At 62.5% G+C, this 25,577-nt stretch carries 19 protein-coding genes, 5 pseudogenes and 1 other annotated feature; of the genes and pseudogenes, 9 read left to right on the forward strand and 15 right to left on the reverse strand.

The window, feature by feature from the left end; genetic code table 11:
- Positions 1-69: 69 nt before the first annotated feature.
- The 5 genes from CQW49_RS14720 to CQW49_RS14740 form a co-directional block, all read right to left on the reverse strand.
- Entirely contained in the window at positions 70-753 is a 684-nt protein-coding gene (locus CQW49_RS14720) for a Fe2+-dependent dioxygenase (protein WP_003614938.1), read from the reverse strand.
- Between the two features lie 97 nt (positions 754-850).
- Positions 851-3,145, reverse strand: coding sequence for a TonB-dependent receptor (locus CQW49_RS14725; protein WP_003614939.1), 2,295 nt, complete (start codon positions 3,143-3,145; stop codon positions 851-853).
- Positions 3,142-4,122 carry a tetratricopeptide repeat protein gene (locus tag CQW49_RS24655; RefSeq protein ID WP_157926086.1) on the reverse strand — a complete coding sequence of 327 codons (981 nt, stop codon included), beginning with the start codon at positions 4,120-4,122 and terminating at the stop codon, positions 3,142-3,144. The genes CQW49_RS14725 and CQW49_RS24655 overlap by 4 nt, the downstream gene beginning before the upstream one ends.
- A 610-nt stretch (positions 4,123-4,732) precedes the next feature.
- A complete protein-coding gene (locus CQW49_RS14735) occupies positions 4,733-5,539 on the reverse strand; it encodes an AraC family transcriptional regulator (RefSeq protein WP_003614941.1) in 807 nt (268 codons plus the stop codon).
- A 378-nt stretch (positions 5,540-5,917) separates the two neighbouring features.
- Positions 5,918-6,340 carry a hypothetical protein gene (locus CQW49_RS14740; RefSeq protein ID WP_003614942.1) on the reverse strand — a complete coding sequence of 141 codons (423 nt, stop codon included), beginning with the start codon at positions 6,338-6,340 and terminating at the stop codon, positions 5,918-5,920.
- 289 nt (positions 6,341-6,629) lie between these two features.
- On the opposite strand from CQW49_RS14740, the gene CQW49_RS14750 reads away from it, so the two are divergent.
- Positions 6,630-7,430, forward strand: a complete 801-nt coding sequence (locus CQW49_RS14750) for an AraC family transcriptional regulator (RefSeq protein ID WP_003614943.1) — start codon at positions 6,630-6,632, stop codon at positions 7,428-7,430.
- Positions 7,431-7,438: 8 nt separating this feature from the next.
- Here CQW49_RS14750 and CQW49_RS14755 read toward each other — a convergent pair whose 3' ends face one another.
- Positions 7,439-7,855 (reverse strand): hypothetical protein, encoded by a 417-nt coding sequence (locus CQW49_RS14755; protein ID WP_003614944.1) that lies wholly within the window; start codon positions 7,853-7,855, stop codon positions 7,439-7,441.
- 296 nt (positions 7,856-8,151) lie between these two features.
- Between CQW49_RS14755 and CQW49_RS25615 the strand changes: the two are divergent.
- A pseudogene (locus CQW49_RS25615) lies at positions 8,152-8,238 on the forward strand (hypothetical protein); the annotation flags it as partial.
- A gap of 240 nt (positions 8,239-8,478) precedes the next feature.
- Here the strand turns inward: CQW49_RS25615 and CQW49_RS25150 are convergent.
- From CQW49_RS25150 to CQW49_RS14775, 4 genes and pseudogenes are all read right to left on the reverse strand, one after another.
- Positions 8,479-8,628: pseudogene (locus tag CQW49_RS25150) on the reverse strand (transposase); the annotation flags it as partial.
- Between the two features lie 227 nt (positions 8,629-8,855).
- Positions 8,856-9,584 (reverse strand): IS21-like element helper ATPase IstB, encoded by a 729-nt coding sequence (gene istB / locus CQW49_RS14765; RefSeq protein WP_024750120.1) that lies wholly within the window; start codon positions 9,582-9,584, stop codon positions 8,856-8,858.
- Positions 9,517-11,118, reverse strand: a pseudogene (istA, locus tag CQW49_RS14770) (IS21 family transposase). The gene istB and the pseudogene istA overlap by 68 nt, the downstream one beginning before the upstream one ends.
- Before the next feature lie 352 nt (positions 11,119-11,470).
- Positions 11,471-12,136 carry a FadR/GntR family transcriptional regulator gene (locus CQW49_RS14775; protein WP_003615974.1) on the reverse strand — a complete coding sequence of 222 codons (666 nt, stop codon included), beginning with the start codon at positions 12,134-12,136 and terminating at the stop codon, positions 11,471-11,473.
- A 208-nt stretch (positions 12,137-12,344) separates the two neighbouring features.
- Between CQW49_RS14775 and CQW49_RS14780 the strand changes: the two genes are divergently transcribed.
- The gene (locus CQW49_RS14780; protein WP_003615976.1) at positions 12,345-13,580 is read left to right on the forward strand and encodes an FAD-dependent monooxygenase; all 1,236 of its coding nucleotides are present in this window, start codon (positions 12,345-12,347) and stop codon (positions 13,578-13,580) included.
- A gap of 383 nt (positions 13,581-13,963) precedes the next feature.
- Here the strand turns inward: CQW49_RS14780 and CQW49_RS14790 are convergent.
- Positions 13,964-14,730 (reverse strand): annotated as a pseudogene (locus CQW49_RS14790) (IS3 family transposase); the annotation flags it as partial.
- Positions 14,432-14,548: a sequence feature (AL1L pseudoknot), on the reverse strand. (Overlaps the previous pseudogene by 117 nt.)
- A gap of 75 nt (positions 14,731-14,805) precedes the next feature.
- On the opposite strand from CQW49_RS14790, the gene CQW49_RS25620 reads away from it, so the two are divergent.
- Together CQW49_RS25620 and CQW49_RS25625 are read left to right on the forward strand one after the other, a co-directional pair.
- Entirely contained in the window at positions 14,806-15,027 is a 222-nt protein-coding gene (locus CQW49_RS25620; RefSeq protein WP_081735689.1) for a transposase, read from the forward strand.
- Entirely contained in the window at positions 15,027-15,260 is a 234-nt protein-coding gene (locus CQW49_RS25625; RefSeq protein ID WP_003615980.1) for a hypothetical protein, read from the forward strand. Before CQW49_RS25620 ends, CQW49_RS25625 begins: the two co-directional genes overlap by 1 nt.
- A gap of 189 nt (positions 15,261-15,449) precedes the next feature.
- Here the strand turns inward: CQW49_RS25625 and CQW49_RS14805 are convergent, their stop codons facing one another.
- The 3 genes from CQW49_RS14805 to CQW49_RS14815 all read right to left on the reverse strand — a co-directional run bounded on the left by CQW49_RS14805 (position 15,450) and on the right by CQW49_RS14815 (position 18,436).
- Complete coding sequence (locus tag CQW49_RS14805) at positions 15,450-16,796, reverse strand: IS1380 family transposase (RefSeq protein ID WP_003616184.1); 1,347 nt, start codon at positions 16,794-16,796, stop codon at positions 15,450-15,452.
- Positions 16,797-17,080: 284 nt separating this feature from the next.
- Complete coding sequence (locus CQW49_RS14810) at positions 17,081-17,725, reverse strand: NAD(P)-dependent oxidoreductase (protein ID WP_003613629.1); 645 nt, start codon at positions 17,723-17,725, stop codon at positions 17,081-17,083.
- Positions 17,726-17,815: 90 nt separating this feature from the next.
- Positions 17,816-18,436 (reverse strand): FMN-dependent NADH-azoreductase, encoded by a 621-nt coding sequence (locus CQW49_RS14815; protein WP_003613630.1) that lies wholly within the window; start codon positions 18,434-18,436, stop codon positions 17,816-17,818.
- Positions 18,437-18,520: 84 nt separating this feature from the next.
- On the opposite strand from CQW49_RS14815, the gene CQW49_RS14820 reads away from it, so the two are divergent.
- Positions 18,521-18,898, forward strand: a complete 378-nt coding sequence (locus tag CQW49_RS14820; RefSeq protein ID WP_003613631.1) for a winged helix-turn-helix transcriptional regulator — start codon at positions 18,521-18,523, stop codon at positions 18,896-18,898.
- A 610-nt stretch (positions 18,899-19,508) separates the two neighbouring features.
- Positions 19,509-20,924: a site-specific integrase gene (locus CQW49_RS14835; protein WP_003613632.1), complete on the forward strand. Its 1,416-nt coding sequence runs from the start codon at positions 19,509-19,511 to the stop codon at positions 20,922-20,924.
- Between the two features lie 531 nt (positions 20,925-21,455).
- Here the strand turns inward: CQW49_RS14835 and CQW49_RS14840 are convergent.
- On the reverse strand, positions 21,456-23,312 hold the full coding sequence (locus tag CQW49_RS14840; RefSeq protein WP_003613633.1) for a cation:proton antiporter domain-containing protein: 1,857 nt from the start codon (positions 23,310-23,312) through the stop codon (positions 21,456-21,458).
- A gap of 854 nt (positions 23,313-24,166) precedes the next feature.
- Between CQW49_RS14840 and CQW49_RS14845 the strand changes: the two genes are divergently transcribed.
- Together CQW49_RS14845 and CQW49_RS14850 are read left to right on the forward strand one after the other, a co-directional pair.
- Positions 24,167-24,826 (forward strand): hypothetical protein, encoded by a 660-nt coding sequence (locus tag CQW49_RS14845; protein ID WP_003613634.1) that lies wholly within the window; start codon positions 24,167-24,169, stop codon positions 24,824-24,826.
- Positions 24,827-25,328: 502 nt separating this feature from the next.
- Positions 25,329-25,574, forward strand: a pseudogene (locus CQW49_RS14850) (DUF5996 family protein); the annotation flags it as partial.
- Between the last annotated feature and the right edge of the window lie 3 nt (positions 25,575-25,577).

Raw genomic sequence — 25,577 nt, forward strand, 5'->3', positions numbered from 1 at the left:
GGGCGCGGCGATCGAGGCCGGCGTTGCGACGCTCGCGTCGATCCTCACTGCGGACGAATGCGCGGCGGCTTACAGCTCCGCCCAATGCCGCAGGAGATTGTGATAGACGCTCGTCAGAGCGACGGTCGCATGCGCTTCTCCCTGCAGGAGATGGCGCATTTCCATGATGCCCCTGTCCAGATCGTAGAGGAGCGTCCGGCGTCCATCGTCCTTCACCATGGACTGGGTCCAGAAGAACGACGACCAACGGCTGCCACGCGTGATCGCATTGACCCTGTGCAGACTGGTCGCCGGGTAGACGACCATGTGCCCCGCCGGCAGTTTGACCTCCTGACTGCCGTAGACATCCTCGATCACCAGCTCGCCGCCATCATAGTCCTCCGGCGGCGTCAGGAACAGCGTCGAGGAAATGTCGGCGCGCATGCGCATCCCGGCGCCCGGGATGGCGCGAATGGCGCCATCGACATGAACGTCGAACTTCATGCCCATGTCGTAGCGATTGAACAGCGGCGGCAGGACTCGCAGCGGCAGAGCCGCGCTGTTGAAGACGGAGTTGCGTCCGAGCGCGCGCAGGATCACCTCGCCGGCCTCTCGGGCGGCAGCGGAGTCTTCTGGAATTTGCAGATTCCATTTTGCCTGCGCTGCCTGCTGGCCCGCCGTAACCTTGCCGTCGATCCAAGTGGCGGCCTCGATCACGCCTCTCACCTTCGCAATTTCGTCGGCGGTGAGCACGTCGGGAATCTGGATCAACATATGTTGCCTATCATGCTTGTTTCGCAGCCCCCGCCAAACGGCGGAGGCTGCGGCGCTCCGCTGTGACGAGCCCATAGGCCTCGACCCGCGCGCCGTATCAGAACTTGACGCCGGCGGTGGCCGTGACCGCACGTCCCGAAACGGGAGTGGCGTAGCCGCTGCCGAATGCCGAGTTGTACGCGAGCTGGTTTGTGAGGTTGGTTACATTCACCGCGAAATGAAGTCGGTCGAAATCGTAGGATATCATCGCATCGACCGTGGTCACCGCAGGAATGCGCAGCCGGTTGGCGTTATCGACATAGTAGTCGGAACGATAGTTGAGGCCGCCGCCGACGAGAAGCCGACCGGGAAGATTTCGGGCTTCAGGAAGCCCGCGGATCAGGGGCGCGACGTCATAGCTCGTCCACAGAGAAGCGCCGTGCCGCGAGACATAGGGCATCCTGTTGCCGTCGGTGGGCGCCGGATTGAAGGCGTTGATCGAAGACGAACGAATCTTGCCGTCCAGATAGGTGTAGGACGCCTGCACGTTCCAGGCGTCCGTGACATTTCCCGTGAGCCCCGCCTCGATCCCCTGCACCCGCACCTTGTCGTCTGTGGTCGACTTTAGGCCTGACGTCGGATCTGTGTAGGTGGCGTTGTCCTTGTCGACGCGAAAGAGCGCCGCGGTCGCCCCGAGGCGGTCATCCAGCAAGCTCCATTTGCCGCCGATTTCGAGCGTGTCGTCAGATTCGGGCTGCAGATTCGCCAGCGTGCCGAACTGGGAAAGACCAAGAGGGGAACTGAGCGAGGTGATATTGTTGCCGCGGGGCGTGAACGACCGCGCGAAACTGAAATAATAAGTTTGCTGCGACGTCGGCTCCCAGATCAAGGAGGCCTTGGGGCTGGCGAACTCCGTGGTGGTTCGCACCGGCGTCCCGGCTGTCACGCCCTGGACGTGATAATGATCCCAGCGCACTCCGCCCAGAACGGATATTTGGGGAGTGATCCATATTCTGTCGCTGATGAAGGGGCCGACATCCCAGCTCCGCGTCGCGGCGCCCCGGCCAGCAGACACGACAACCGAAAATCCCGGCGAGTTCTGATAGATCGGGGTCAGCAGCGTACCGGCGGGCTCCGGTCCGCTGGGCGCGTAGAAGTCAGTGCTCGCGCGCTGGACGTACACGTCGACGCCTGCGATGAGCTGGTGCCGGAAGCCTCCGGTATCGAACCGCAGGATCGCGGTGGTGACATTTTCGCCTCCGTAGCTGGTCTGCTTCGTGCCGGCGAACGGCCAGATCTCGTAGGCGGTGTCGAGGTTGCCTGCGAGCACGTCGACGGCGCAAGTGCTGGCTGCGGTAATCGGGAAATTGCCCTGTGAGCACTTGACGGGCGTCATCCTGAGATTGCGCGTGTAATTTCCAAAACGCGCATTGTTGGTGATGGTCAGCCAATTGCCGAATTCGCCCTTGTAGAGGACGCTCGCGACGTCGGCGTCCATCACGTCGTGATCGCTCTGGCGACCGAAAAAATTGGAGCGCGGCACGCCATATTCCGTGACGGGCTCGCCGACCGCCGTCCCATTGCTCACTATGGGGACACCGAAATCAGGGCGGGCTGAGCTGTGCTGGTGAAAATAGTTTACGATGACGCTGTGCTCGGAGCCGAGCCCGAAGCCGAGCGAGCCGAGAACGCCCCAGCGGTTCGAATACACGTGGTCGCGATCGACGATATCCTGCTTGTTGCCCATGGCGACGATCCGCGCCGCCGTTGTTTCGTCGATCTGGCGATTGACGTCGAGCACGGCGCGACCATAGGGGCCCGAGCCGCCGATCGCTTCGAACGAGTACTCGTTTCCAAGATGCGCTTTCTTGCTTTCGAGCGCGATCGCGCCGCCTGTCGTGCCATTGCCGAAGGTCTGTGAGGACGGTCCTTTGAGCACGGCGATGCTCTCGGTGGCGAAGCTGTCACGAATGTAGGAGCCGAAATCGCGCAGGCCGTCGACATAGACATCGCCTGACGCGTCGAAGCCGCGGATACGGAATTGATCGCCGGTGATGCCGCCACCGCCTTCGCCTGTCGCGACTGTGACGCCGGGCACGTATTGAAGGATCTGGCTGACCGTCGTCGCCTGCTGTTCATGAATGACGGTCTGCGGGATGACCGTGATGGATTGTGGAATGCTCTGAACCGGTCCGGGAAGACGATCGATTCCGGTGGAGGATCGCAGCGTGTTGGCGGAGGCCGAGCTGGCGTCGACGTCGATCGTCTGCGTCGGACTGGCGCCGATGTCGATCGTCGGCAACGCCTCCTGCGCCTCGGCCTCATCGGCGCGCAGCGCTGTGAATGCGAGCGCGACCCCCGCCGAGACCTTCATGCCGGAAGCAAGTTGTCGTAAAGTCTGTGCTTGCCTCATGTGTCGTCCCTTTCCCAAGTTCCCGAAAACGTCGAGCGCTGGTCGAACGAAGCGCCGCGCTCGAGCGTCGACGCCATCGACGCGCCGGCGGTCTGCGCAGGATTCGACCGAGCGCCTAGGTGGAGATGAAGACCGTCCGACGACCGGGCCGCCAGCGCTGCTCGGTAAGCCTCGATGTCGCGGGGATCGCCGGCTGCGGCACAGCGCGCGAGCGCGTCGAGGCCGAGGTTGCGGACGGCCGGCCGGCTTTGCGCCAGCAGCATGGGCGCCACGCGTCGACGAAAGCCGTTGTCGCTGACGGCGACGGCGCGCGTCAGCCATTCGAGCGCCTCGGCGTGCGCATTCTGCGACAATAGCATCGTCGCGAGATTGAATTGCGCCCAGTGATCGCCTTCCTCCGCCGCCTCGCGATAGAGACGGGCCGCGCCGGCGGGGTCGCGCTCGCCGATCCAGCCTTCTTCGAGGAAGCGGGCGAGTGAATTCTTGGCCTTCAGATTGCCGGCGGCGACCGCACTGCGAAACAATTCATAACAGCGCATGCGGTCCTCGATAAGGCCCCGACGCATCAGGATCTGGGCGAGATTGACCTTCGCCCAAACATGTCCGCGCGCCGCTGCTCGTCGAAAGCAATCGGCCGCGCGGTCCTGGTCTGCAGGGACGCCCCAGCCATGCTCGTGGCAGCGGCCGAGCATGTTCAGCGCCTCGAGATCGCCTCGGTCCGCGGCGATCGAGAAAGCGCGGAATGCGGCGACCGGATCGCGGACGACGAGTTCGCCGTCGAGCAACAACTGCCCCCACACCGTCTGCGCCGCCGGGATGCCGTCGGCGGCTGCGATGCGAATTGCTCTCGAGGCTTCTCCGGGATCGTCGCCGAAACGGCGCTTCAGCTCGACGACATTCGCGTAGCGTCGTCGAAACACGATCCGCGGCGGCGCGAATGCGGCCTCGGCCGCAGCGGTCTTGGGCCCGCGTCGCACTCCGAAAGCCTCTGCGAGAGCGATGCGCACCATTTTTCCGAGGCGTTGAGGTAGCGATTCCGATGCCACTGAGCTTGTGCCGCCACAAAGTCTGCGAGCGAAGCGCCGAGCGCGGATACGGCGACAGCCGCGCGACATCAGCGATCCGATAGTCTCGACAGGTTTCCGAGCCGATCCCGTCAAGCTATCGGCGCGATGCTCACGCTGCATTGCACCGCAACGACAATTCATTTCGCAAAACGGACTCGGGAGAACATCGTCATTCGACCAACAGCGGTCTTCTGAGACGGCGCCGACACGGCGGCGCATCGGCTTCGAAATGGATCGGATGATGCAGCGCACCCAGCGTCGAGGGCCGCAGCTGATCGCGGGACCATTGGTTGGCGAGGCAGCGCCTCGTTCGAAAAGAGATGCGATGACGTCGTCATTGACGACACGACGACCGGCCCGGCGTCGAGCGCGTCCGCCAATTTCCACTATCTGCTGTAGCGCTGCGTCGCAGTTTCGGCGGGCGGCGGCCGGCTTGTCGCCCTGTCGGCGCAAAGCATTCGCGGCGCGCCGAACAGGCGCACGCGCGCCGGATATCGCCGGATTCAGAGCGCCGCGATGATCAAGACGTGTGCGCGACGGCTCCGTAGCCATCCGTGAGATAGCGCACCGGAGGCTTGCCGACGGTCTTCCGAAACATCGCCGTAAAGCCGCTGGCGCTCTCATAGCCGAGCTCGAAGGCGACGGTGTCGACCGTCTGCCCGGCGCGCAGCCGACGCAGACCAATGAGGACATGCAGTTGACGGCGCCAGCGACCGAAGCTCATGCCCGTCTCCCGATGCAGCAGCCGGCAAAGCGTCCGTTCCCCGACTCCGACGCGAGACGCCCATTGCGTCGCTGTCGCCTTGTCGGAAGGATTCGAGACGAGAGCCTCGGCGATGCGCCGGAGCCGCGGGTCGACCGGCATCGGCAAGCTCACATAATCGGTCGGAGCTGTCGTCAACTCGTCGATGATCACCTCCGCCAGCCGTCTTTCGACGCCGCTGTCCTTCAGCGCCAGCGACTGCCGAGCGGCATGGCGGAGCAATTCCTCGAACAGAGCGCAGACATCGACGCTGCAGCAGGCGCTCGGCATCTTCTGCGCCCACTCGCGCTCCACGAACAGACAATAGCATTCGGCGCCGCCACTGCCGCCGCCCGAATGGGACACGCCTGCCGGAATCCAGAGCGCGCTATGCGCCGGAATCACAAAAACGCCGCTACCGGTTTCGCAGGTGACGACACCGCGCGCCGCATAGACCAGCTGACCTTTGCGATGCTCGTGAACCGGTCGACTCCAGCTCGCCGCCGGCGCTTCAAATCCTGCGACGATAATCGGACCGGCGATCGGGTCGGGATCGAAATCGCTCGTGCAGTCGACCAGCGGCACGTTTGCATCCTTCTCTCAGCAGCTCGGCGGCGGCCGAGCAGAGTGATCGAAGGGACTCCGAGGGCGCCGAAGACTTGCGTCGAAGAAGGACTACTCCGAGTATAAAGATATCGCAAACTCAATAGTTTATATTAATTGCAAACTGCGTGAGGCTCCGTATGTTCAAAGCTTTGCCTCGGCATTTTGGCGTCGAGCGCGCAGACGGCGCTAGGCGGGGCGGCCCGTCGGCGCGCGTCGGGAAGACTGGACGCGCGCGGATCCGGGCGCTTCGAGGATGCGCGGCGGTCGCGCATGGAGCCCCGCCCAGGCGCAGCCGCGGCCCGGACTTGACTAGATCGAGATCTGCGACGCTCGGGCACAGCAGCTTCGATACTGCGCTCAAGCTGTTCCATCGGTCGTCACAAATGATCCCGGCTCGGTTTCGCTGACCAGCCTCCGAGCGATCTTCAGAGCCTCTTCCCGGCTGCTCGCCATCAGCATCGGATAGCCCCAGAATTTCTCGAACATGATCGAGAACGACTTCATCGCCAGCCGCTTCGCCGTGCTGGGTTCGATCGCGACCATCGCTCTCACCAGCTTCAGCTCCTGCCGGTGCTTCTTCATCCAGAGCGCTGTTCTCTTCTTCTCGTCCTGGGTGTGCTCATGATCGAGCGAACGCTCGCCTATTTCGGTCAACAGCACGATGGGCTCGCCACGCTGCAGCAGCTCTTCCAAGAGAGCGAAAGCGCCGTCGTCGTCATGCGGCTCCTCAGGCGCGTCCTGCATCCAGACCAGCGGAAATTGGGTCGTGTCCAAGTTCATGAGGGTGGCTCCTACCAAGAGGACCCGAGCGCTCGCTCAGTCCCGGTCCATCACGGCGAACAAGGTAAGGCTTCAAAGGAACGGCGTCATTGCGCAAGGATGCAACAATATATTCCAATCCGGCCAGAACGCGACGCGCCGAGCGCCTCGGTGAGACAGCGCTCCGAGATTGATCTCTGCGCCGTGCTCGTTCTCGCTGAACAGGCTATCGGCATCACGGCGATATTGCGCAAGTCCGCTTTTATATGCTCTGATCCGGCCATGACCGATCAACCAAAAGAGGCTTTTCATGCGTCTCGACGTCGGAAGCGTGCCGCCTGCGCATGTCGACAGTGTTCCTCGCGCTCTCGTCGCCTTGAGCTTCGTGGGCAACCTCGAGCGATGGGAAATGTCGCAACAGCATCATCACGAGAAAGCGCAGCTGCTCTACACCGTTCGCGGCATCATCAATTGCGAGGTCGATGACGGCGTCTGGATCGTGCCGCCACAATGCGCCGTGTGGATTCCCGGTGGGCTTCCGCACACCGTTTTCGGCTCCAGCGACGTCGAGTGCTGTTGCATCTTCATCGATCCCCGAGCGGCCGAAAATCTTCCGCTCGAATGCTGCACGATCGCCGTGTCGAGCCTGCTGCGGCAATTGCTCATTCGGGCCACGGAGCTGCCGGAAGCCTATTCGGTCGAAGGCCGTGACGGTCGTCTCGTGTCGGTTCTCCTCGATGAGCTCGCCGCGTCTCCGGTCGAGGACCTCCGATTTCCGGTCCCCGCCGACCCGCGGCTGAAGAAGCTCGCGGAGCTATTGCTCTCCGACCCGGCGGATTGCGCCACGCTCGCGGAATGGGCGTCGCGCATTGCTCTCAGCGAGCGCAGCCTGAGCCGCATGTTGAAGGACGAAATCGGCATGAGCTTCGGCCGCTGGCGCCGGCAGCTGCACGTGATACTCGCCATCCAGCGCCTGACCGCCGGAGAGGCTGTCCAGACGATCGCGCTCGATCTCGGATATGAGAGCGCCAGCAGCTTTGTCACCATGTTCCGCAAAGCGCTGGGCAAGCCGCCGGGGCGCTATCTGCTGAATCGGCAGAAGCGGGCCTAGATAGGGCTTCAGGCCCCCGAGTTGCGCAGCAGCCGCCAGGACGCCAGCAAGGCGAATAGGCCGGGCAAGGTGATCGCGATCAGTCCAGTCGCGGTGATGTGACCGCCGTCACGTATCCCGTCGCCGATGCTGTCGAGCGTGTTGGTCAGCACGAGAAACCTGCCGACGACGAGGATCGTCCAATTGGCGATAGCGCCGCGGCCGATCACCGCGAGCAACGCCGGCACAATCCAAATCGCATAGGCGATGCTGAGCGCCCACAGGGCGGGGCCGTCGAAGGTCTCGGCCTCCATAGCTCCTTTTCCCCTGACATAGGCGTTGAGATAAGACACCGAGACGATCTCGGCGTAAATCAACCCGCCGAGCGCTGTCGTCAGCCAGAGTAGCGCCACTCTTTGTCGGTCTGAAAAGATTGCATCCACCATAGTCATTGCTCCCGAGCTGTACGGCAGCGGCGATCGCGCTACCTTGACGGCGTCAATTTTGCGGGAGCAGCGATTTGGCGTCATTGCTGAATCTAGACAAGATATGTTGGAGGACAGCCAGAGGCAATCGCAGTACAGTTTTTCCGATCTTATGTGGCAACCGCCACCACCGCTTGACAGCGGTCGCCATCTCGCCGAGAGTGTTCCTGTTATGTTCTCTCAGGCGAAGGCGCTATGGCTCAGCATTTTCTCCTGTCACCCGCCGCTCGATCTCTCAGTATCGGCAAGTCATGCGCATGTCCGACCCAGGCGCGGCGAATGTTTTCGTGCGGCTGCGCTGGCCGGCGACCGATGGCAAGCCCGTATGCCCGGACTGCGGCTGCACGGTCTGCTACGATTGCCGGCGCGGCGCGCATCGGCGCTGGCGATGTCAGGCCTGCGGCGGCGACTTTTCGGTGACCTCCCGCATGCTGTTCGCGTGGCATAAGCTGCCGCTGAAAGTCGGCTTCCGAAATATCCGCGTTCACCCGCACGACCGCCCCGCCGAGTTCTATCTCCACACGCCGCGTCTTTGCCGCACGCGGCTCCGCCGGCGCCTGGCGCTCCATCTTTTCCGCGCGGAGAGCGGCGGCGCGTCGCCATCCGAAAAGTTGCGACGGCGTGATATCGAGCGATCGCGCCAGCGCCGTCGCCGAGACATTCGTGCCGGGCTCCAGCGACGCGGTGATCGCTCGATCCTTGAAGTCCTCCGACCAACGTCGGCGTTCTCCCAATATCCGCGTCCGGTCTTCGTTTCTCCATCAGCGCCGCCGTTCGCCGCCCGTGATCAATGTCATCCGACCCATGCTGTGTCAATCGGCATCCAAAATTGACCCCCGATCGGCGTTCAAAATTGACCCCCATTTGGCGTAGGGCGGAACGCGAGCGCTCGCCCCGGCGGAGCTGGCGGGATTGCGCAGCCGGGGCGAGTGCGTTTCGGTTCGCGATGTGATCGGGAGGATCAGGCGCGGTTCTTGAAGCGCCAGCTTTCGTTGCCGGTTTCGACGATGTCGCAATGGTGGGTGAGGCGATCGAGCAGCGCGCTGGTCATTTTCGCATCGCCGAACACGCTCGGCCATTCGCCGAAAGCGAGATTGGTGGTGACGATGATCGAGGTTCGTTCGTAGAGCCGACTGATCAGATGGAAGAGCAATTGTCCGCCCGACTGCGCGAACGGCAAGTAGCCGAGCTCATCGAGTATGATGAAGTCCATTCTCGTGAGATAGTCCGCAAAGCGTCCCTGACGACCGCCTCGCGCTTCGCTCTCGAGCCGGTTGACGAGCTCGACGGTGTTGAAGAATCGGCCACGTTTTCCAGCGCGAATACAGCTTCTGGCGATCGCTATCGAAAGATGAGTCTTCCCCGTGCCGGTTCCGCCGACGAGAACGCAATTACGTTGTTGGTCGAGGAAGCCGCCGCCTGCGAGATCGCGCGCCAGAGCTTCATTGATCGGCGCGCCCTCGAACTGGAAGTCCTCGACGTCCTTCGCCAATGGCAGCTTCGCGACCGTCATCTGATATTTGATCGAGCGCGCATGTTTTTCGGCGATTTCCGCCTGGAGAAGATCGCCGACGATGCGCGGCGGCTCATGCTGCCGCTTTATGCCCGTCGACATCACCTCGTCATAGGCGCTCCTCATGCCGAAGAGCTTGAGCTCTCCCATGAGATCGAAGAGCTGCGTGCGTTCCATCAGGCCGTTCTCCTCAATTGATCATAGCGGGCGCAGTCGGCGAGCGGCATGTGCAGCAGCGTCAACGACTGGGGTGTGGGGATCGCCGGAGGTGGCGGCGGCTCGCGCCGGCGGGCGAGAATGTTGAGAATGACGTCGGCGGAATGGACGCCTTGGCCGAGCGCCTCCGCGCAGGCTGCCTCGACAGCGGTCAATCCATCGTCGACGACGGCGGCCAGAATCTTGACCATTTGTCGATCGCCGTCGTCGCCGGTGAGCTTGCGTCGCACGCGTTCGATCGCGCCCGGCAGCACCCAATCCTTGAATGGCGCGCCGTTCCGCAGCGCGCCGGGCTTGCGCGCGAGAACCGGTATATAATGCCAGGGATCGAAGATCGTCGCGCCGCGCCCGAAAGCGCGCGCATGTTCGGCGACGACGCGCCCTTTTTGACGGAAGACGATGCGGTCGGCGTAGGCGTGGATCTCGACCGGGGCGCCGACGGCGCTCGCATTGACCGAATATTTATTGTTGTCGAAGCGCATAGCAGTTGCGCTTGCGCAAGCTGCGTACACTTGCTTGCGCGGCAGGTCTTCGACACCGACGCCGTCAGCTCGTGGAATCCGTCGAACCGTCCGCGCAGCGGGACGAGCTTCGGCCGCTCTTCCTCGAAAACCTGCCAAATCGTCTTGTCCGGCATCTCGGGATGCGGATGCGCCTTGGCGTAGCCGACGCATTTATCGAGAAGCCACGCGTTCATATCCTCATAGGTCTTGAACCGCAGGCGCGGCGTGAAGAACCGTTCCCGCGCCAGGCCGACCTGATTTTCGACCTGGCCTTTCTCCCAGCCGGACGCCGGCGTGCAGGCGACCGGCTCGACGAGATGATGGCTGCACATTTGTGCGAAGCGTCGATTGAACTTGCGCTCCTTGCCGACGAAGATCGCCTCCACCGCCGTCTTCATATTGTCGTAGATGCCGCGCGTGCAGGCGCCCCTGAAGAAGGTAAAGGCGCGATCATGCGCGTCGAAAACCATCTCCTGCGTCTCGCGCGGATAGGCGCGAACGAACAGCATGCGGCTGTGGCACAGACGCATGTGCGCGACCTTCACGGTCGTCGTCACGCCGTCGAGCACAACGATCTCGTGGCTCCAGTCGAACTGATAGGCTTCGCCCGGCGCAAAGCTCAGCGGCACATAGGCGGCGGCCGTCGCCGCGCCTTGCTCGCTGCGCCATTTGCGCGCGTAGCGACGCACGGCGTCATAGCCGCCCGAATAGCCCAGCCCGCGTAAGTCCTCGAAAACGCGGATCAGGGTCAGCCGCTCGCGCGCCGCCTTCTTCTCATTCTCCGCCAGCAGCTCGTCGAGCTTCTCCGACCAAGGTCCGAGCTTGGGCAATGGCTGATTGTCGCGCTCATAGGCGAAGGAGGTCGCCTCCGAGCGCAATGCCTTGCGGACCGTGTTCCGTGAAATGCCCAGATCGCGGACGATCTCCTTGATCGTCTTGCCCTTGATGAAATGCTCGCGACGGATTCGCCCGATCGTCTCCACAATCAACATCCCCCTCCACCCGCCCTTGCAACCAAAGCGGGAGGACTGTCCGGCCTTCACCAGAGGGGGTCAATTTTCGACGCCGATTCCCCTCGTATGGGGGTCAATTTTGCACGCCGAATAACATGCTGTGCAGCTTGCCTCGCTCATAAAGCCGACTTAGCTGCGCAGTTTCGCTCTATTCCATCGATCTCGAAAAGGTGGCCCACGGCGTAGGGATACTCCGGATTGGCTCGCAACGGCGCCAAATCGATCACGCGCGGGCTCCTGTTCCGCAAACATCCCCGAGAATGATGCAGCCGCTCTCGGGATCGCATCCGAGTCGGCCGCAACAGCGCCTGGTGCGGCGTATTGGTGTATGTCAGGGGTTGGGAGCTGCGGCGTGGGAGGCTACGACCATTCTGGCGCCTGCCAGATGCGCCACCATGCGCCTGCGCGCGAGATCCGCGTTCCGCTTCATCAGTGCCTCAAAGATCAAGCGGTGGTCGTGAAAATCGCCCTCGATCAGTTCGATGTCACCCCAGTGCATCCGTCCCAGTGCGCGATCGATGACGGCATTAAGCTCGACCAGCAGACGGTTATGCGTCGCGCGCGCAATGGCCATGTGGAATGCCGCATCATGGCGGCGATATTCCTCATTGTCGCGCGCCGCTTCGACCCTCCCGAGGCATTCCTCGATTGCCTGCAGATCGGCGCGCGTTGCCCTTAGGGCCGCGACTTCGCAAATGGCGGGGTAGCAGCTCATCGCCGCGTCGAGCAGGTCGGTCGGGCTCGCATCAACCTCTTCGTCACCCTGCGGCGCCTGCCTGGCCATGGGCGCCAGCACATAGGTTCCGCGACCGACCTCACGCTTGACGATCCCCGCGAACTCCAGCGGGACGATCGCCGCCCGCACGGCGCTGCGGGGCACATCGAACTGCGCGGCAAGCTCGCGCTCCGTCGGCAGCTTCTGACCGACGCCGATCGCCCCGCTCTCGATAGCCTTTCGAACATGTTCCCGGATGAGAACGACACGCTCACTCTTCACGGCGCGACCCTCCTTCATGGCATTGGTATACCAAATTTTTCCCTATTGGCCATATTGGATGCCCTTTCGGCCAACGATAAAAGCTGGTATTGGGTCACTGACAATCGTTCGCCCGCGTTTGTCTGAGAATTGGGCGACCATTAATGCCGCTTCAAGGCCATGCCCCTATGCCTGTCGGCGATCGGGCCCGCTTTAAGAGGAGAGAAAAATGACCAACCCCGACTCACCGCTCAAGAACAAGAAGATCCTCGTATCCGGCGCCAGCGCCGCCGGTCCGTCGCTTGTCTTCTGGCTGCAGCGCTACGGGTTCGATGTCACCATCGTCGAACGCCACCCGACCGTTCGTCCGGGCGGCTATGCCATCGACGTGCGCGGTTCGGCCATTCACATCTCCCGGAAGATGGGCATCCTCGAAGATCTGCAGGCAGCGGATACCAAACTCGAGGACGTTCGCTTTTACGATGATGACGATAACGTCGTTGCCTCAATGGACCGCAACTTTGGTGCTGGTGGCGGTATCGCGGGCGACATTGAGGTGCTGCGCGACGATCTCGCCGCCCTGCTGTACAACAAGATCAAGGACAAGGTGCAGTTCAAATTCGGCAATTCCATCACCAAGCTCACGGAAGATGCCGATGGTATCGATGTCGAATTCGAAAATGGCGACAAGGAGCGTTATGATCTCGTGATCGGCGCGGACGGGACCCATTCCAACGTCCGTCACCTGGTGTTCGGCGAAGAATCGCAGTTTGCCCACTTCTGGAACCGCTACATCTCCGTGTTCACCATCCCCAATTATCGCGGCCTCTATCGCAAGTGGGATTGGCATATGCGTCCGGGATTCTTTGGCGGGATCCAGCAATATGGCGACAACCAGCAGACGCGTGGAATTTTCCTCATGAACGGTGCGTTCGAAAAGTTCGACAACCGCGACATCCCGGCACAGAAGGCCATGGTCCGCCGGCTCATGAGTGACAAGATGTTCTGGGAAATCCCGCGCCTGCTCGACGAAATGGACAAGGCTACGGACTTCTACTTCGATTCGGCCTCGCAGATTAAGATGCCGACCTGGTCCAAGGGGCGGGTCACGCTGGTCGGCGATGCCGCAGCCGGCCCAACCGCGTTCACGGGCCAAGGCACCAGCGCAGCCTTCGTGATGTCTTACGTGCTCGCGGGCGAACTGGCCGAGGCGCGGGGCGACCATGAGATCGGCTTCAAGCGTTACGAAGAGGTGGCTCGGCCCTTCACAGACCTTAACCAGGATATCATCTGGCAGGGCAAGGAAACGCAGGTTCCGAATAACTGGGAAGAGGTGCACGAGCAGCTTGCCGCCATCGATCTGATGAAGGCGGGCGCCCCCACACCGGAAGGATCGCTTGCCGAAGTTGTGCAAACCGCTGCGAACTCGCTGGATCCGAAGGACTATTCGCGCTTTTACGTCTGACGTTAGCAACGACGTGCCCTTTTCGGTCCCGGCCTCGCGCCTGGGCCGGAAAGGGCCCTCCCCCCCTTCCACGGCTGACTCGCCAAAGCCGCGACATGGCAGCAGAGCCGGGCTTTGACGAACCCCCGCGCCAAGCGCGCGTGTCGCTCCGGCCACCGCCACGCAGACGGACCTGTCACCAGGCACTCAAAGCCCGTAACGCTCCCCCCGCGCCGAAGCTCCATCGCGCATCATGGGGTCATCGTGGAATTTTCCCGAAATCCTACGCTAAGGCTTTGAGGCCGGCTTTTGGGCGGCGCGGGCGTGGGAGACGAAGCGCGAGATGGTCGCGCGGTGAATCTTGAAGAGCCGCGCCATCTCGGCGGCGGATTTTCAGCCGGACGCTAAGCTTCGACGATTTCGTTCTTCTGCTCGGCGGTAATCCGAGGCTTTCGGCCGGGAACGCGGCCCTTCTCGCGGGCTTCGCGCAGGCCGTCGCGGGTGCGCTCGCGATTCATCTCGCGCTCGAACTCGGCGAAGGAGCCGAGCATCTGCATCATCATGCGGCCTGCGGGCCTGACGTGTCGATCGCCTCGGTGAGCGAGCGGAACTTGCCGCCCATAGCGTCGATACGTTCGAGGATGACGAGCAGGTCCTTGCAAACCCATGCTCCGCATAAGCCGCGCTACGGTGCAGCGCGCGACCTTTTCGCCCTCCCGGTCCAACTGCCTCCACACCTTGCGCACGCCATAGACCTGGAAGTTCTCGTCATAGACGCGCCATATCTCCTTGCGAAGGACCGCGTCCCGGCGCGCTCTGGCCGAGGCTTTCGCAGGGTCACGCCGGCGCGCCGCATGCGCCCAATAGGTGGAAGGGGCGATCGGCAAGAGCTTGCAGATCGGCTCGACCCCGTGCGCTTCCCGATGAGCGTCGATGAAGGCGATCATTGTTTCGAGCGGCGGTCGAGCTCCGCCGCCGCAAAATAAGACGACGCCTTGCGCAGGATCTCATTGACCTGACGCAGTTCGCGGTTCTCCCGCTCCAGCGCCTTGATCCGCTCGCGTTCATCCGTCGTCGCGCCAGGGCGGGCGCCGGAATCGCGCTCCGTCTGGCGAACCCAGTTCCGCAACGTCTCGCCCGTGCAGCCGATCTTCGCCGCGATCGAGGGTAAGCGTGATCTGACGACCGCCTACCGGAACGCATTTGGAGTGGGTTAGGTGTCCACCATTGAACAGGTGGACACCAAATGTCGGCGGCGAAGGATGGCGGCACACGGCGCACGTGGAGCCTCGAGGAACGGCAGCGGATTGTCGCGGAAGCGTTGGCGCCTGGGGCGTCTGTCGCTGCGGTCGCGCGGCGACATGGACTGAACGCCAATCTGATTTTCAAATGGGTGCGGCGTTCGCGGGAAGGCTGGCTGGATCGCCCCGACGCGCGCCGCCGAAGGAGACGGCGGCGGCGAGAATAATGTCGCCGGAACTGGCCGCGCAGACCTTCGTTCCCGTCGAGTTGCTGGAGTTGAAACCCGCCCCGATGCGTCCTGCTCTGGCGCCGTCGTCGGCGCCGGTCGCGAAGATTGCCGCCACGCCGGCGCGAGCGAGCCGCAAGAGCGGGCGGCGCGGCGCCATGGAAGTCAGCCTGCCGAACGGCGCGCGCTTGCCCGTACTGGCCACCGTGACGATGAAGCACTTGCCTGACTGATCGGGCACATCGGCCGCCGTAAACCCCTAGCCCCTCTTATTCGTGACGGTCCGATTTTTTGCATCGTCGGGCCGTTCGGCTCGCGGGCCGCGCGGGGGCGTTCGGCTTTTTCACCGCTTCGAGGATCGCACTTTCGGGAACGCGTTGGGAGGAATGGGAGAGACGAGAGGGGGCGCGCCGCCCCGTCGATCATGGTCCTGCGGGCATGAGCAGCGCCGCCGGCATGGAGCAGAAGAGATCGGCCTCGGGGCAGGCGGCGGCGAAGGCGAGGCGCACGCGGCTCGCGGTCTCGATCACGCGCGCGGCGATCTTCAGCAATCGCAGGCGCAGAGTCGAGAACTCGGCTTTGGCGAGGTCGCGCGGGCGCGGGATCGCGTCGCGCACGCCGAGCATCAGCCAATAGGCGGCGGTGTGCAGGACGAGGCGCACCTGATTGGCGAGCGCCGAACGACACGAGGTTCGATCGGAGCAAAGCTGCGTCTTGTGCAGCTTGATGAGATTCTCCGCCTGTCCGCGCGCGCAGTAGAGACTCTCATAGAGCCATTGCGGCGCGCCATGCGCGCGATTGGTGACGATGAAGCGAATGTCGAGGCCGAGCCGCGTCGCCTCGATGCGGGCGATCGCGCGGCGCTCTCTGTCCCAGGACTTGGCCCGGTGACGCGTCTCGGCATAGCCTCGCACGACGTCCTTGTCGTCGAGGGCGCGCTCGACGCGGACGGCGTCCGCCGTCTCCTCGACCTTCTTGGACAGCGGCTTGGTTCCGGGAAGGCCGAAGACGTAATCGACGCCGTGATCCTCGCACCAGGCCATCGCCTCGGGCCGCGCATAATGCCCGTCGCCGCGAAACAGGATGCCCGTCGTCGGCCAAGACTTGCGGATATGCCGCACGAGCCGGCGCAGATGCGCTCTCACCTCGACGCCGGACGGCGTCTTGCCCGGGCGCAGGATCATAACGACGGGACGGCTCTGCTCGGTGTCATAGACATGGATCGGCAGAAAGCAGCGCTCGTCATAATGGGCGTTGAACAACGACAATTGCTGATGGCCATGCGCGATGTCGCAGGTGTCGTCGATGTCGAGTGTGACCGAAGATGGCGGCTTCTCGTAGGAGGCCATCCATTGGTCGACGAGCGCATAGGTCAGGCGGATCACGTCGCGCAGGGCCGGCGCGTTCTCGAGCCGCGACAGCGTCGGCTGCGAAGCGAGATCGCGGCCCGTGTCGGGCAGGCGCCCGCAGGCGAGCTTGAACGCCGGATCGGAGCGCAGAAAATCGAGATCGTCGGCGTCCTCATAGCCGCAGCCGATCGCGAAGATGCGGGCGCGGATCATATCGGCGAGCGTGTGGGTGATGCGCGCAGGATCGCGGCGATCGGGAAAGCAGCGCGCCAGCCGTTCGGCGACGCCGAGCCGGCGCTCCGCCATGGCGAGCAGCATGACGCCGCCGTCCGAGGAGATGCGGCCGCCGTCGAAAGCGGCTGTGATTTTCTTGCCCTGGACGGCTGGAAACGAGAAGGCGGGGAACGTATCGTCTGTCATGGCGGGCGTGGCAGGCCGGTGCAGCGGGAAAGGGTTGGTGTCAACAACCAAATCCTACGCCGTTTCAGTGATCTATGCTACGCTCGCCACCCTTCCAACAGCGCCTTCATGAATAAGACGGGCTAGAATGGCACAGATTTCTCCTCGCTCTCGACGCGTTTGGTCTGCCGCTCCTGAACGCCGCAACGAACCGCGCTCGAAGTTACGGGCCACCATGCCGGATCGAGTGGTGCATCGGCGGCAGTCGCAGCGCGCATGCCCGCAAATTGATGAGCCATCCGCCCTCAGCTGCGATCGGCTATCCCCGGCGCAACGCGCACGAACTCCTTGGCCGCAACCTGATCGACCAGGAATTTCGCGAGATTCCCGCGGGACAGCTTCATGCCGAGCTTCGTCTTGCCGTACCAGCCGACGTCCACTTGGCCTGTTGCGGGGCCATCCTTGAGGTTGGGAATCCGAACCAGCGTCCAATCGAGGTGTGAGTTGCTCACCAGTTCAGCGGTCGCCTTGATGTCGTCATAGGCGTTGTGAACGATCAGCTTGAACAACATGACGAATGCTTGCGCCTTGAAGTCGAAACCGTCCTTCGGATCACGATAGCTGGCCGTCGAAATCTGAATGAGGCGACGAACGTTCAGCTCTTCCATGACAGAGATGATCGTGCTGACGCCGCGCATAATCGGCCGCTTCTCGCGCGCTTTCAGACTGTTTGGCCCCAGCGCGCTGATCACCGCGTCTGCGCCCGCGACGCACGCTTTGATCGCTTCGCGATTGTTTAGGTCGCCGACGACGACTTCGATCTTGCTGCCAAAGGACGAGAGCTTTCCGGCGTCCCGCGTGTAGACGGACAGCTTATATCCTTGCCGAAGCGCCTCTTCGATGATGTGTCTTCCGGTTGGTCCGGTCCCTCCAAAGAGAGCAATCTTCATCTCATCTTCCTTGTGGTCTTTTGGCTTGGAGCAACTGCTCTCGCTGTTGACTTGCAAGTTCGCGCTCACAGCCTGAGCAGTCGCTCGCCTTCAGGAGGCCTTTTCCAAGATCGAGCGAACCTGGGCTTCGGTGGCTGCGATGGCGGCCTTGGCCGCCTCAGGACCGAAGACGGTGCCTTCCACTCGGACGATTTCGATGTCGGTCAGGCCGATGAAGCCCAAGAGGTGGCGCAGATAGCCGGTCTGGAAATCAAAGGGGGCCCAGTCGCCTTCCGAGAAGACGCCGCCTGCGGCGGTGACGAGATAGACCTTCTTGCCGGTCAGCAATCCCTGCGGCCTGCCGGCTCCGCTATAATCAAAGGTCACGCCCGGCCAAGTGATGTGATCGAACCAGGCCTTGAGCTGCGACGACGGGCCGAAATTGATCATGCCCGAACCCAAGACGATCACGTCAGCAGCCTTCACCTCATCGACGAGCTCCTGGGCAAGGCCGACCGCCTCGACCTGCTCGGGCGTGCGCGCCTCGGGGGCCGCGATGCGGCCGTGAATATATGCCTGCGCGATATGAGGCAGTGGGTTGGCCGCGAGATCGCGAGTCAAATGGGCGCCGCCCAAGCGAACCTTGAAGCCTTCGGCGATCTCGGTCGCGAAGCGGGTGGACAGACTCTCGGCGCCACGAGGGCTCGATGTGACGAGCAGGATGTTGGTCATGGTTGCTCACGTGAACAGGGTGGTAAACTCTTGTTACCAACACTATTAAGGTGACTACCATGTCCCTCGCAAGAAGGCACTCCAATGACACTTAGTGACATTGATTTTCCTACCCCCAGCAAAGGTGACGACTGCCGGATGGTTCGGGAAATCCTTGATCTCGTCGGCGACAAATGGAGCCTGTACATCATCGTAACGCTCAAAGATGGACCAGTTCGGTTCAATGAGCTGCGGCGTCAGATCAACGGCATCTCACAACGAATGCTGACGATTACCTTGCGCGGACTGGAACGTGACGGGTTGGTGAAGCGGACATTGTTTCCCACCATTCCGCCGCGCGTGGATTATGAGTTGACGAATGTGGGACGGACGCTTCTTGCGCCCGTAATGGCTCTCGTTACGTGGGCGAACAGCAATCAGGAGAACATCCAAAACGCTCGCGTTCGATACGATGCAAGCTAGTTGGCAGCGGACAGCCGAACTCAGCCACTCCACGGAAGAAGAAGCGCGAGAAACCCGACGGGAGGCCGTCAGCGGGGTGAATGCACCGAAAAATGTCGGCCGGGCGACTCACGCCGCTTTGCTATCGGCGGCGTGGAGTTGGAGCTTGCTGTCTGCATGCGGCCTAATGCACGAACCGCCGACATTCTCGTGAACGATGCCGTCACCGCGCTCGACATCAGGCGGTCTCCGAGCCAAAGCGGCCGAAACCCGCGCCCGGCGGTTTTGATTCGAGTGCATAGATTCCGTTTGGAGCAACCAAGAGTTGAGGCAATCTAAGCAGAAACGGCCCCGAAGGGCCACTTCTAGCTATCTGATTTTCATTGATAATTTTTGGAGCGGGCGAAGGGATTCGAACCCTCGACCCCAACCTTGGCAAGGTTGTGTGTATCCTACGACGAGGCCGCATAGGTTTCTCCTGAGTACGCTAAATATTGGAAAAACATCTATTTTGATGAAAGCGCTCTCGCTGGGCTACGCTCCGCCGCGCTTGAATTTTTCATCACGGTGGACACCATGTGGACACCAATATAATCTCGCATCCGCGAGAAAATGCGAACGGAGGCGTGCGATGGACCGATCATCCAGCGTCCGGTTGACCAAGTTGGTAGTCGAGAAGGCGGAGGCCCGCGACGCCCGGTATGACCTGTGGGACCTCGATCTCACGGGTTTCGGGCTGCGAGTCGAGAAGAGCGGTACGAAGACGTTTATCATCCGTTATCGCACCGATGGGGGCGGCCGGTCCGCGCCGAGGCGCTTTCTGACCGTCGGACGCTTCGGAGCGCTGACGGTCGAGCAAGCGAGGAAAAAGGCGAAAGTTCTGCTTGGCGCCGCGGCCAGCGGTAATGATCCCGCCGGCGAGGTGCAGGAGAAGCGCCGCGAGAAGACGATGCGGGAGCTGCTCGACTTCTATGAAAAGCATGGCTGCTTTATCCAGCGCGGCATCCACAAGGGTAAGCCTATGAAGCCGCTTACCAAGCAGTACACGATGGCGCGGCTGCGCAATCACGTGGAACCTCTTCTCGGTCACCGGCGAGCGAGCGAGGTCACGTCCGGCGATATTGAGACCTTCGTGGCGGACGTTACGGCCGGCAAGACGGCCAAGGACGAAAAGGTCGGCCCGCGCAAACGCCTCATAGTGCGCGGTGGCGAGGGCGCGGCTCGTAAGGTCGTACGCGACCTGTCGGCGGTGTTCAGCTTCGGTGGCCGGCATGGCTTCGTGACAAAGAACCCCGTCGAAGACGCTTCCGTTAGAAAGACAGATAACCGACGCGAGCGATTTCTGACGCTGGACGAGGTCTCTCGCCTGGGCGAAGCGTTCGATACGGTCGAGAAAGAAGGTGCCAATCCGAAAGGAGTGGCAATCGCCCGCCTGTGGGCGCTGACCGGCTGCCGCCGTAACGAGATCGCTGCTCTCAAGGCTCATGAGGTCAAACTCGGGAGCAACCTCTTCGAGTTCGATGATACCAAAACCGGGAAATCGATCCGCCCTTTTGGCCCGGCGGCAGCGGCGCTGTTGCAGAGACTGTTGAAGGACGGCAAGGAAGGCTATCTGTTCCCGGCCGAGAAAGGTGACGGCTACTACCAGGGTACGCGCAATGTCTGGGCGGAGGTGACAAAGCTCGCCAGCTTACCGGGGGTCACTCCGCACACGCTTCGACACACGCTCGGATCGACTGCCACGTCGAGCGGCGAAGCATTGGCATTGACCGGCGCGATCCTGGGACATGCGAATCTCAGGTCAACGGCCATTTACGCTCATGTCCAACGCGACCCTTCGCTCGAGGCGGCCAAGCGCGTCGAAAAGTTGCTGGCGGCTGCGTTGGAGGGGAAGGCCATTGAGGCGCAAGATGCTGAGACAGGTGAGGCGCTTCCAGAGCTCGACGCCGACATGATCCGTGTTCTGGCTGAACGGCTGTCGAAGGAGGATTCAGATGCTGCCCGCCTTCGCGCGATTATGGCCCAGGTGGTTGCGCTCAACACGTGACGGTTCAGCCGCTCGAATCCTCGAATCGGGTGAAGCGCCAGCCCCTCATTGCCAAGGTTGGGGTCGAGGGTTCGAATCCCTTCGCCCGCTCCAAAAAATATCAGGTAAATTCAGATAAATAGAGACGGCTCTTCGAGAGCCGCTTTTGCTTAGAGCACTGGGCATCCCCACCACTCCAAGCGAAATCTATGCGCTCGGACGAAAGTCACCAAGTGCAGGGTGCCAGGCAGCCTGGCACCAATTCGGGGAAAAGCGGGGGCTCCACATACGACGGAATGGAGTATGATGGCTCGGCAAACAGATCGCGACAATTGATCCTGTTCTCGTCGTGGCGCTCGGCGCGACTCGCAGCTGGACGCCTAACCTATATGCTTCTGCTGCTTGGTTCCGATTCCATCGAGATCCAACGGAGAAGCGCCCCGACCGTGGAGGTAACGGCGCGGCGTTTTTGCGCGAGAAGCATCGCTGACGCACTTTAACTCCCTCGCTCCCCGCGCGTCGAAAGAAACATACTCCGCGCGAAGGAATGGCCTAAGACCCCTCCTCCTGTTCCCGCGGAGCCGGCGCCGGCAGGCTCGTGCGGCGCTTCTTCATCTCCTTCAGCTTCACCGAGGCGCGGGCCGCGTGCTTGCGGCGCGCCTCCTCGCCAGTCGGCTGCAGCAGCTTGCGGAACTCGTCGCGCTTCTCGTGGATCGAGGCGATCACGTAGCCCATCGGCACGCCGACATCGACCAGAACCGTCTCGGCCAGCTGCAGGCTCGCCTCGATCGTCTCGGGGATCGCATCGGTGGCGCCGAGCTCATAGAGATGCGTCGCATGGGAGGCGTCACGCGCCCGCGCGACGATCGGCATGTCGGCGCGCGCCTCATGGGCGACGCGCACGATCTCCTCCGCTGCATCCGCCTTCTCCACCGTCACCACGAGCGCCCGCGCCTGCGCGACGCCCGAGCGCAGCAGGAACTCGCGCCGCATGCAATTGCCCCAGAAGATGTCGACGCCGGCGTCGCGCTTCTCGGCGACCAGCTTCACCTGATTGTCGATGGCGACGAAGGGAATGTCGTGGCGGCCGAGCATTTCGCCGATCAGCGCGCCGACCCTGCCATAGCCGACGATGACGACGCGGCCCGCGGCGACATCGCCCTCGGGCGCGAGATGGCCGTATTCGGCCTCGATGTCCTGCTTGCGCTTGCCTGGGTTCAGCCATTCGCCGAGCCGGCCCAGCGCCGGCACGATGAACATGCCGAGCGTCACCGCCAGCATGGCGTCGCCGCCGAGCCGCTGCGGCACGAGGCCGCCGGCGATGGCGCCGGTCAGAAGAATGAAGGCGAACTCGCCGCCGGGCGCGATCAGCAGCGCCGTCTCCGCCGCGACCGGCGCCTCGAGGCGGAAGGCGCGGCCGAGGCCGAAGGTGATCGCCGCCTTGACCACGATCAGCCCGCCGGCGATGGCGAGCACGGGCACGGGATCGGCCACGAGACGCCCGAGATCGAGACCGGCGCCGACCGACACGAAGAAGAGGCCGAGCAGAAGGCCCTTGAACGGTTCGGTCGTCACCTCGATCTCGCGGCGGAACTCGGTCTCGGCGAGCAGCAAGCCGGCGATGAAGGCGCCGAGGCCCATGGAGAAGCCGTCCGCCGCGCTGGCGACGCCGGAGCCGATGATCACCAGCAGGCAGGCCGCCATGAACAGCTCGGTCGAATCGGCCGCAGCCACCAGCCGGAACAGCGGCCGCAGCAGCAGGCGTCCGGCGACGATGAGCAGCCCCATGGCGGCGAGCGCCGGCAGAAAGGCGAGCAGCGAGCCGAGCCCCTGCCGGCTCGTCTCCGGATCGGCGAGGAAGGAGACGAGAAACAGCAGCGGCGCGACCATCAGGTCCTGCATCAGCAGCACGGCGAAGGAGGCGCGCCCCGCCGCGCGGTTGAGCCGCCGCCGCTCGGCGAGCACTGGAATGACGATCGCGGTCGAGGACATGGCCAGCGCCGCGCCGAGGATGATGGCGGGCGCGGCGCCGAGGCCGCCCGCATAAACCGAGATGGCCGAGAGCGCGGCGCCGCAGGCGAGGACCTGCGCCAGCCCCAAGCCGAACACCAGAACGCGCATGCGCGCGAGGCGCTCCCAGGAGAGCTCCAGCCCGATCGTGAACAACAGGAAGACGAGGCCGAATTCGGCGATCCGCGAGATGCTCTCGATGTCGGTCAGCGTGAAAGACGCGAGGAACTCGTGCTCATGCGCCAATCGGCCGAGGCCAAACGGCCCGAGGGCGGCGCCAGCGGCGAGAAAGCCGAGAATCGGGCTGATGCGCAGACGATGAAACAGCGGCGCGATGATCCCACCCGTCGCGAGAAACAACAGCGCCTCTCGATACCCCTCCCAGTGGAACGATTCCATTCTTGCTCCCGTCTCGGCCAATCTCTTCGAGTCGAGGCCAGCATAAGGCAAAGACGGGTGAAATCTCCAACATGAATCGAGCGGCCGTCGTCACTGCCCGCACGATCAGGCTATCCAATCGGGAGAAACCTCTCCCGACGTCTCCGCTCCGCCCGCGCAATTGCCGTCCCCAGCGACACCACTTCAAATGAAAGCGCGCGCCGACCTCGCCTCCAGAATTATGGCGAGAGCTACGACCGTCGGATCGGGCCGTAGCTGTCGCGAGGGGTTGACTTCCCTGCCGACGCCGCACGCTCGACGGAATAGACGCAGGCCCTCGCCGCACGTTCGATTCCAGGAGTCTTCGTCTGCCGCATTGTTGCGAACTGGACGCGATGCCCGAACGTAAGCTGAAGCTCAGATCTGAGCGGCATGCCCGCCTTTTCGTTCGCGGGGCAAAGAGCAGAGCGCTCTTGTCTCGATCTCGGGAGGAGATAAGTCCTCGAGTTTGAGCATAGGGGCCCTTCCTAAAGTGGGCTCACCGACGGCTCGGCGCGAGCGTCGGGCCACTCTCGGGCGGATGGGCGTGGCGGTCACGCCCATCATCGATGGCCGTCGTCTCTCGACCGCACGATCCAGGTCCAGACTTTCTCCAGTTGTCTGCACTCAATTTCCTCCCGCGCCGTGGGGCAGTTGGCGAGCCTGCTAGAATGCATGCTCCGCTGAAAGATTCGAGCTTTTCGAGACCCGATCTCCGAAGAGGCACGCTCGAAAGCCACCCGAAGCCCCCCTCGCTTTTTATAAAATCGCTTGACCTCCGAACATCATTCTTCGTCAAATAGGAGAAACTACACCCGCTCCCAGGATGGGATAAGATGAGTGACGTTGTAAACGACCGACCCACGGTCGAAAAAGCCACAGTAAGCGCTCCACCGGATTACTCGAAGATCTACGAGGCGGTCTGGCGAAACATGGAGCGCGAAAACACGCTTATGAATTACCGGAATCAGTGGTCTATCGTCCTAAGCGGCGGCATCCTCGCGACGCAGGGCGTTCTTTTGACCGCGCTCAAGGACTTCGAGAGGGACAAGGTCGATCATCTGTTCTCTGGCAGCGTTTTGGCCTTGATGTTTTTCCTCTCTTGCTTGGCCGTGTTTTTTTGCCTCAAAACCAATGAAGGCGTTCAGGCGGCGCAGAACCAACTCGAGTACCTGAAAGGTCACTACGAGCAATTTCGTGCCGGAGAATGCTCGGGCAATTTGTTTGAAGCGACGCTGCGATATCCGAGACCGTTCGGAGATCCGCACGACCACAACAAAGGGAATGCCGCCGCCTTGGTCTTTCCGAAGGTGATGCTGACAATTTGGGCCGTCTTTGCGCTAATCGAAGGTGCGAGCGCTTCGATAATGATCGCCGACGGCCTCCGCCGCGATCTGCACGAAACAAAGCTCCCGGCTCAACCGCCGAGTCCTGCGGACTCGTCCTCGACGTTGCGTAACCCCTCGGGCGCGATGACGCCGCATTCGAACAAGTGAACGCAGAGAGCAATGGTGCGTTGGCGAATGAGCAGTGTCCTCGCCGGTGCAGCATCAATAGCGATTGCTGATCGACATCCTGGACCGGCGACCGCATTCTTCTCTCGGCTATGCAACTGGGCGTAGTAGAGAGCATTGAGCTTGTTCGGCGCGTTCCCTGCGCGGGCGCGACTGCGAGTCAAGGGGAGCCGTAACGATACGGTTCTCGATCTGCAACGGCCCGACTGCGACCGGGCTGAAGAGGTCGCGGACACTGGGAGCCCTGTGTTCTTGCATCGATTATTCCTCCGGCGACGACTACGCTGCCTCTCCGTTCAGGCCGACCGCAGAGAGACGTTATGGCGGCGCTCCCAATCAAGTCCAAATCTCAAGGCCCGCCGGTCACTACGAGTGGCCAAATCCGGCTTTGAGCGCTCGCCCGTCGATGTGCGGGTCTTGCCCTGCGCCTACATGAACAGCAGCGGCGGTCGCGGTCGCCGCCTTGCTCGAGCCGGAGGCCGAGATGAGCGCTCCCGGAACCGATCGGGAAATTTGGCCGAGCCTTCCCTATGAGCGATGGCGAGACACTTGCGTCACCCTGCAATTATGGACACAGATCGTCGGCAAGATCCGTCTTTCGTTCACCCCTTGGCTCAACCATTCCTGGCATGTGGCCCTCTATGTGACGGCGCGCGGCCTGACCACGTCGCCCATTCCCTTCGGAGAGCGCGCTTTTCAAATCGATTTCGATTTCATCGATCATATGTTGCAT

Source organism: Methylosinus trichosporium OB3b (assembly GCF_002752655.1).
GTDB classification, from domain to species: domain Bacteria; phylum Pseudomonadota; class Alphaproteobacteria; order Rhizobiales; family Beijerinckiaceae; genus Methylosinus; species Methylosinus trichosporium.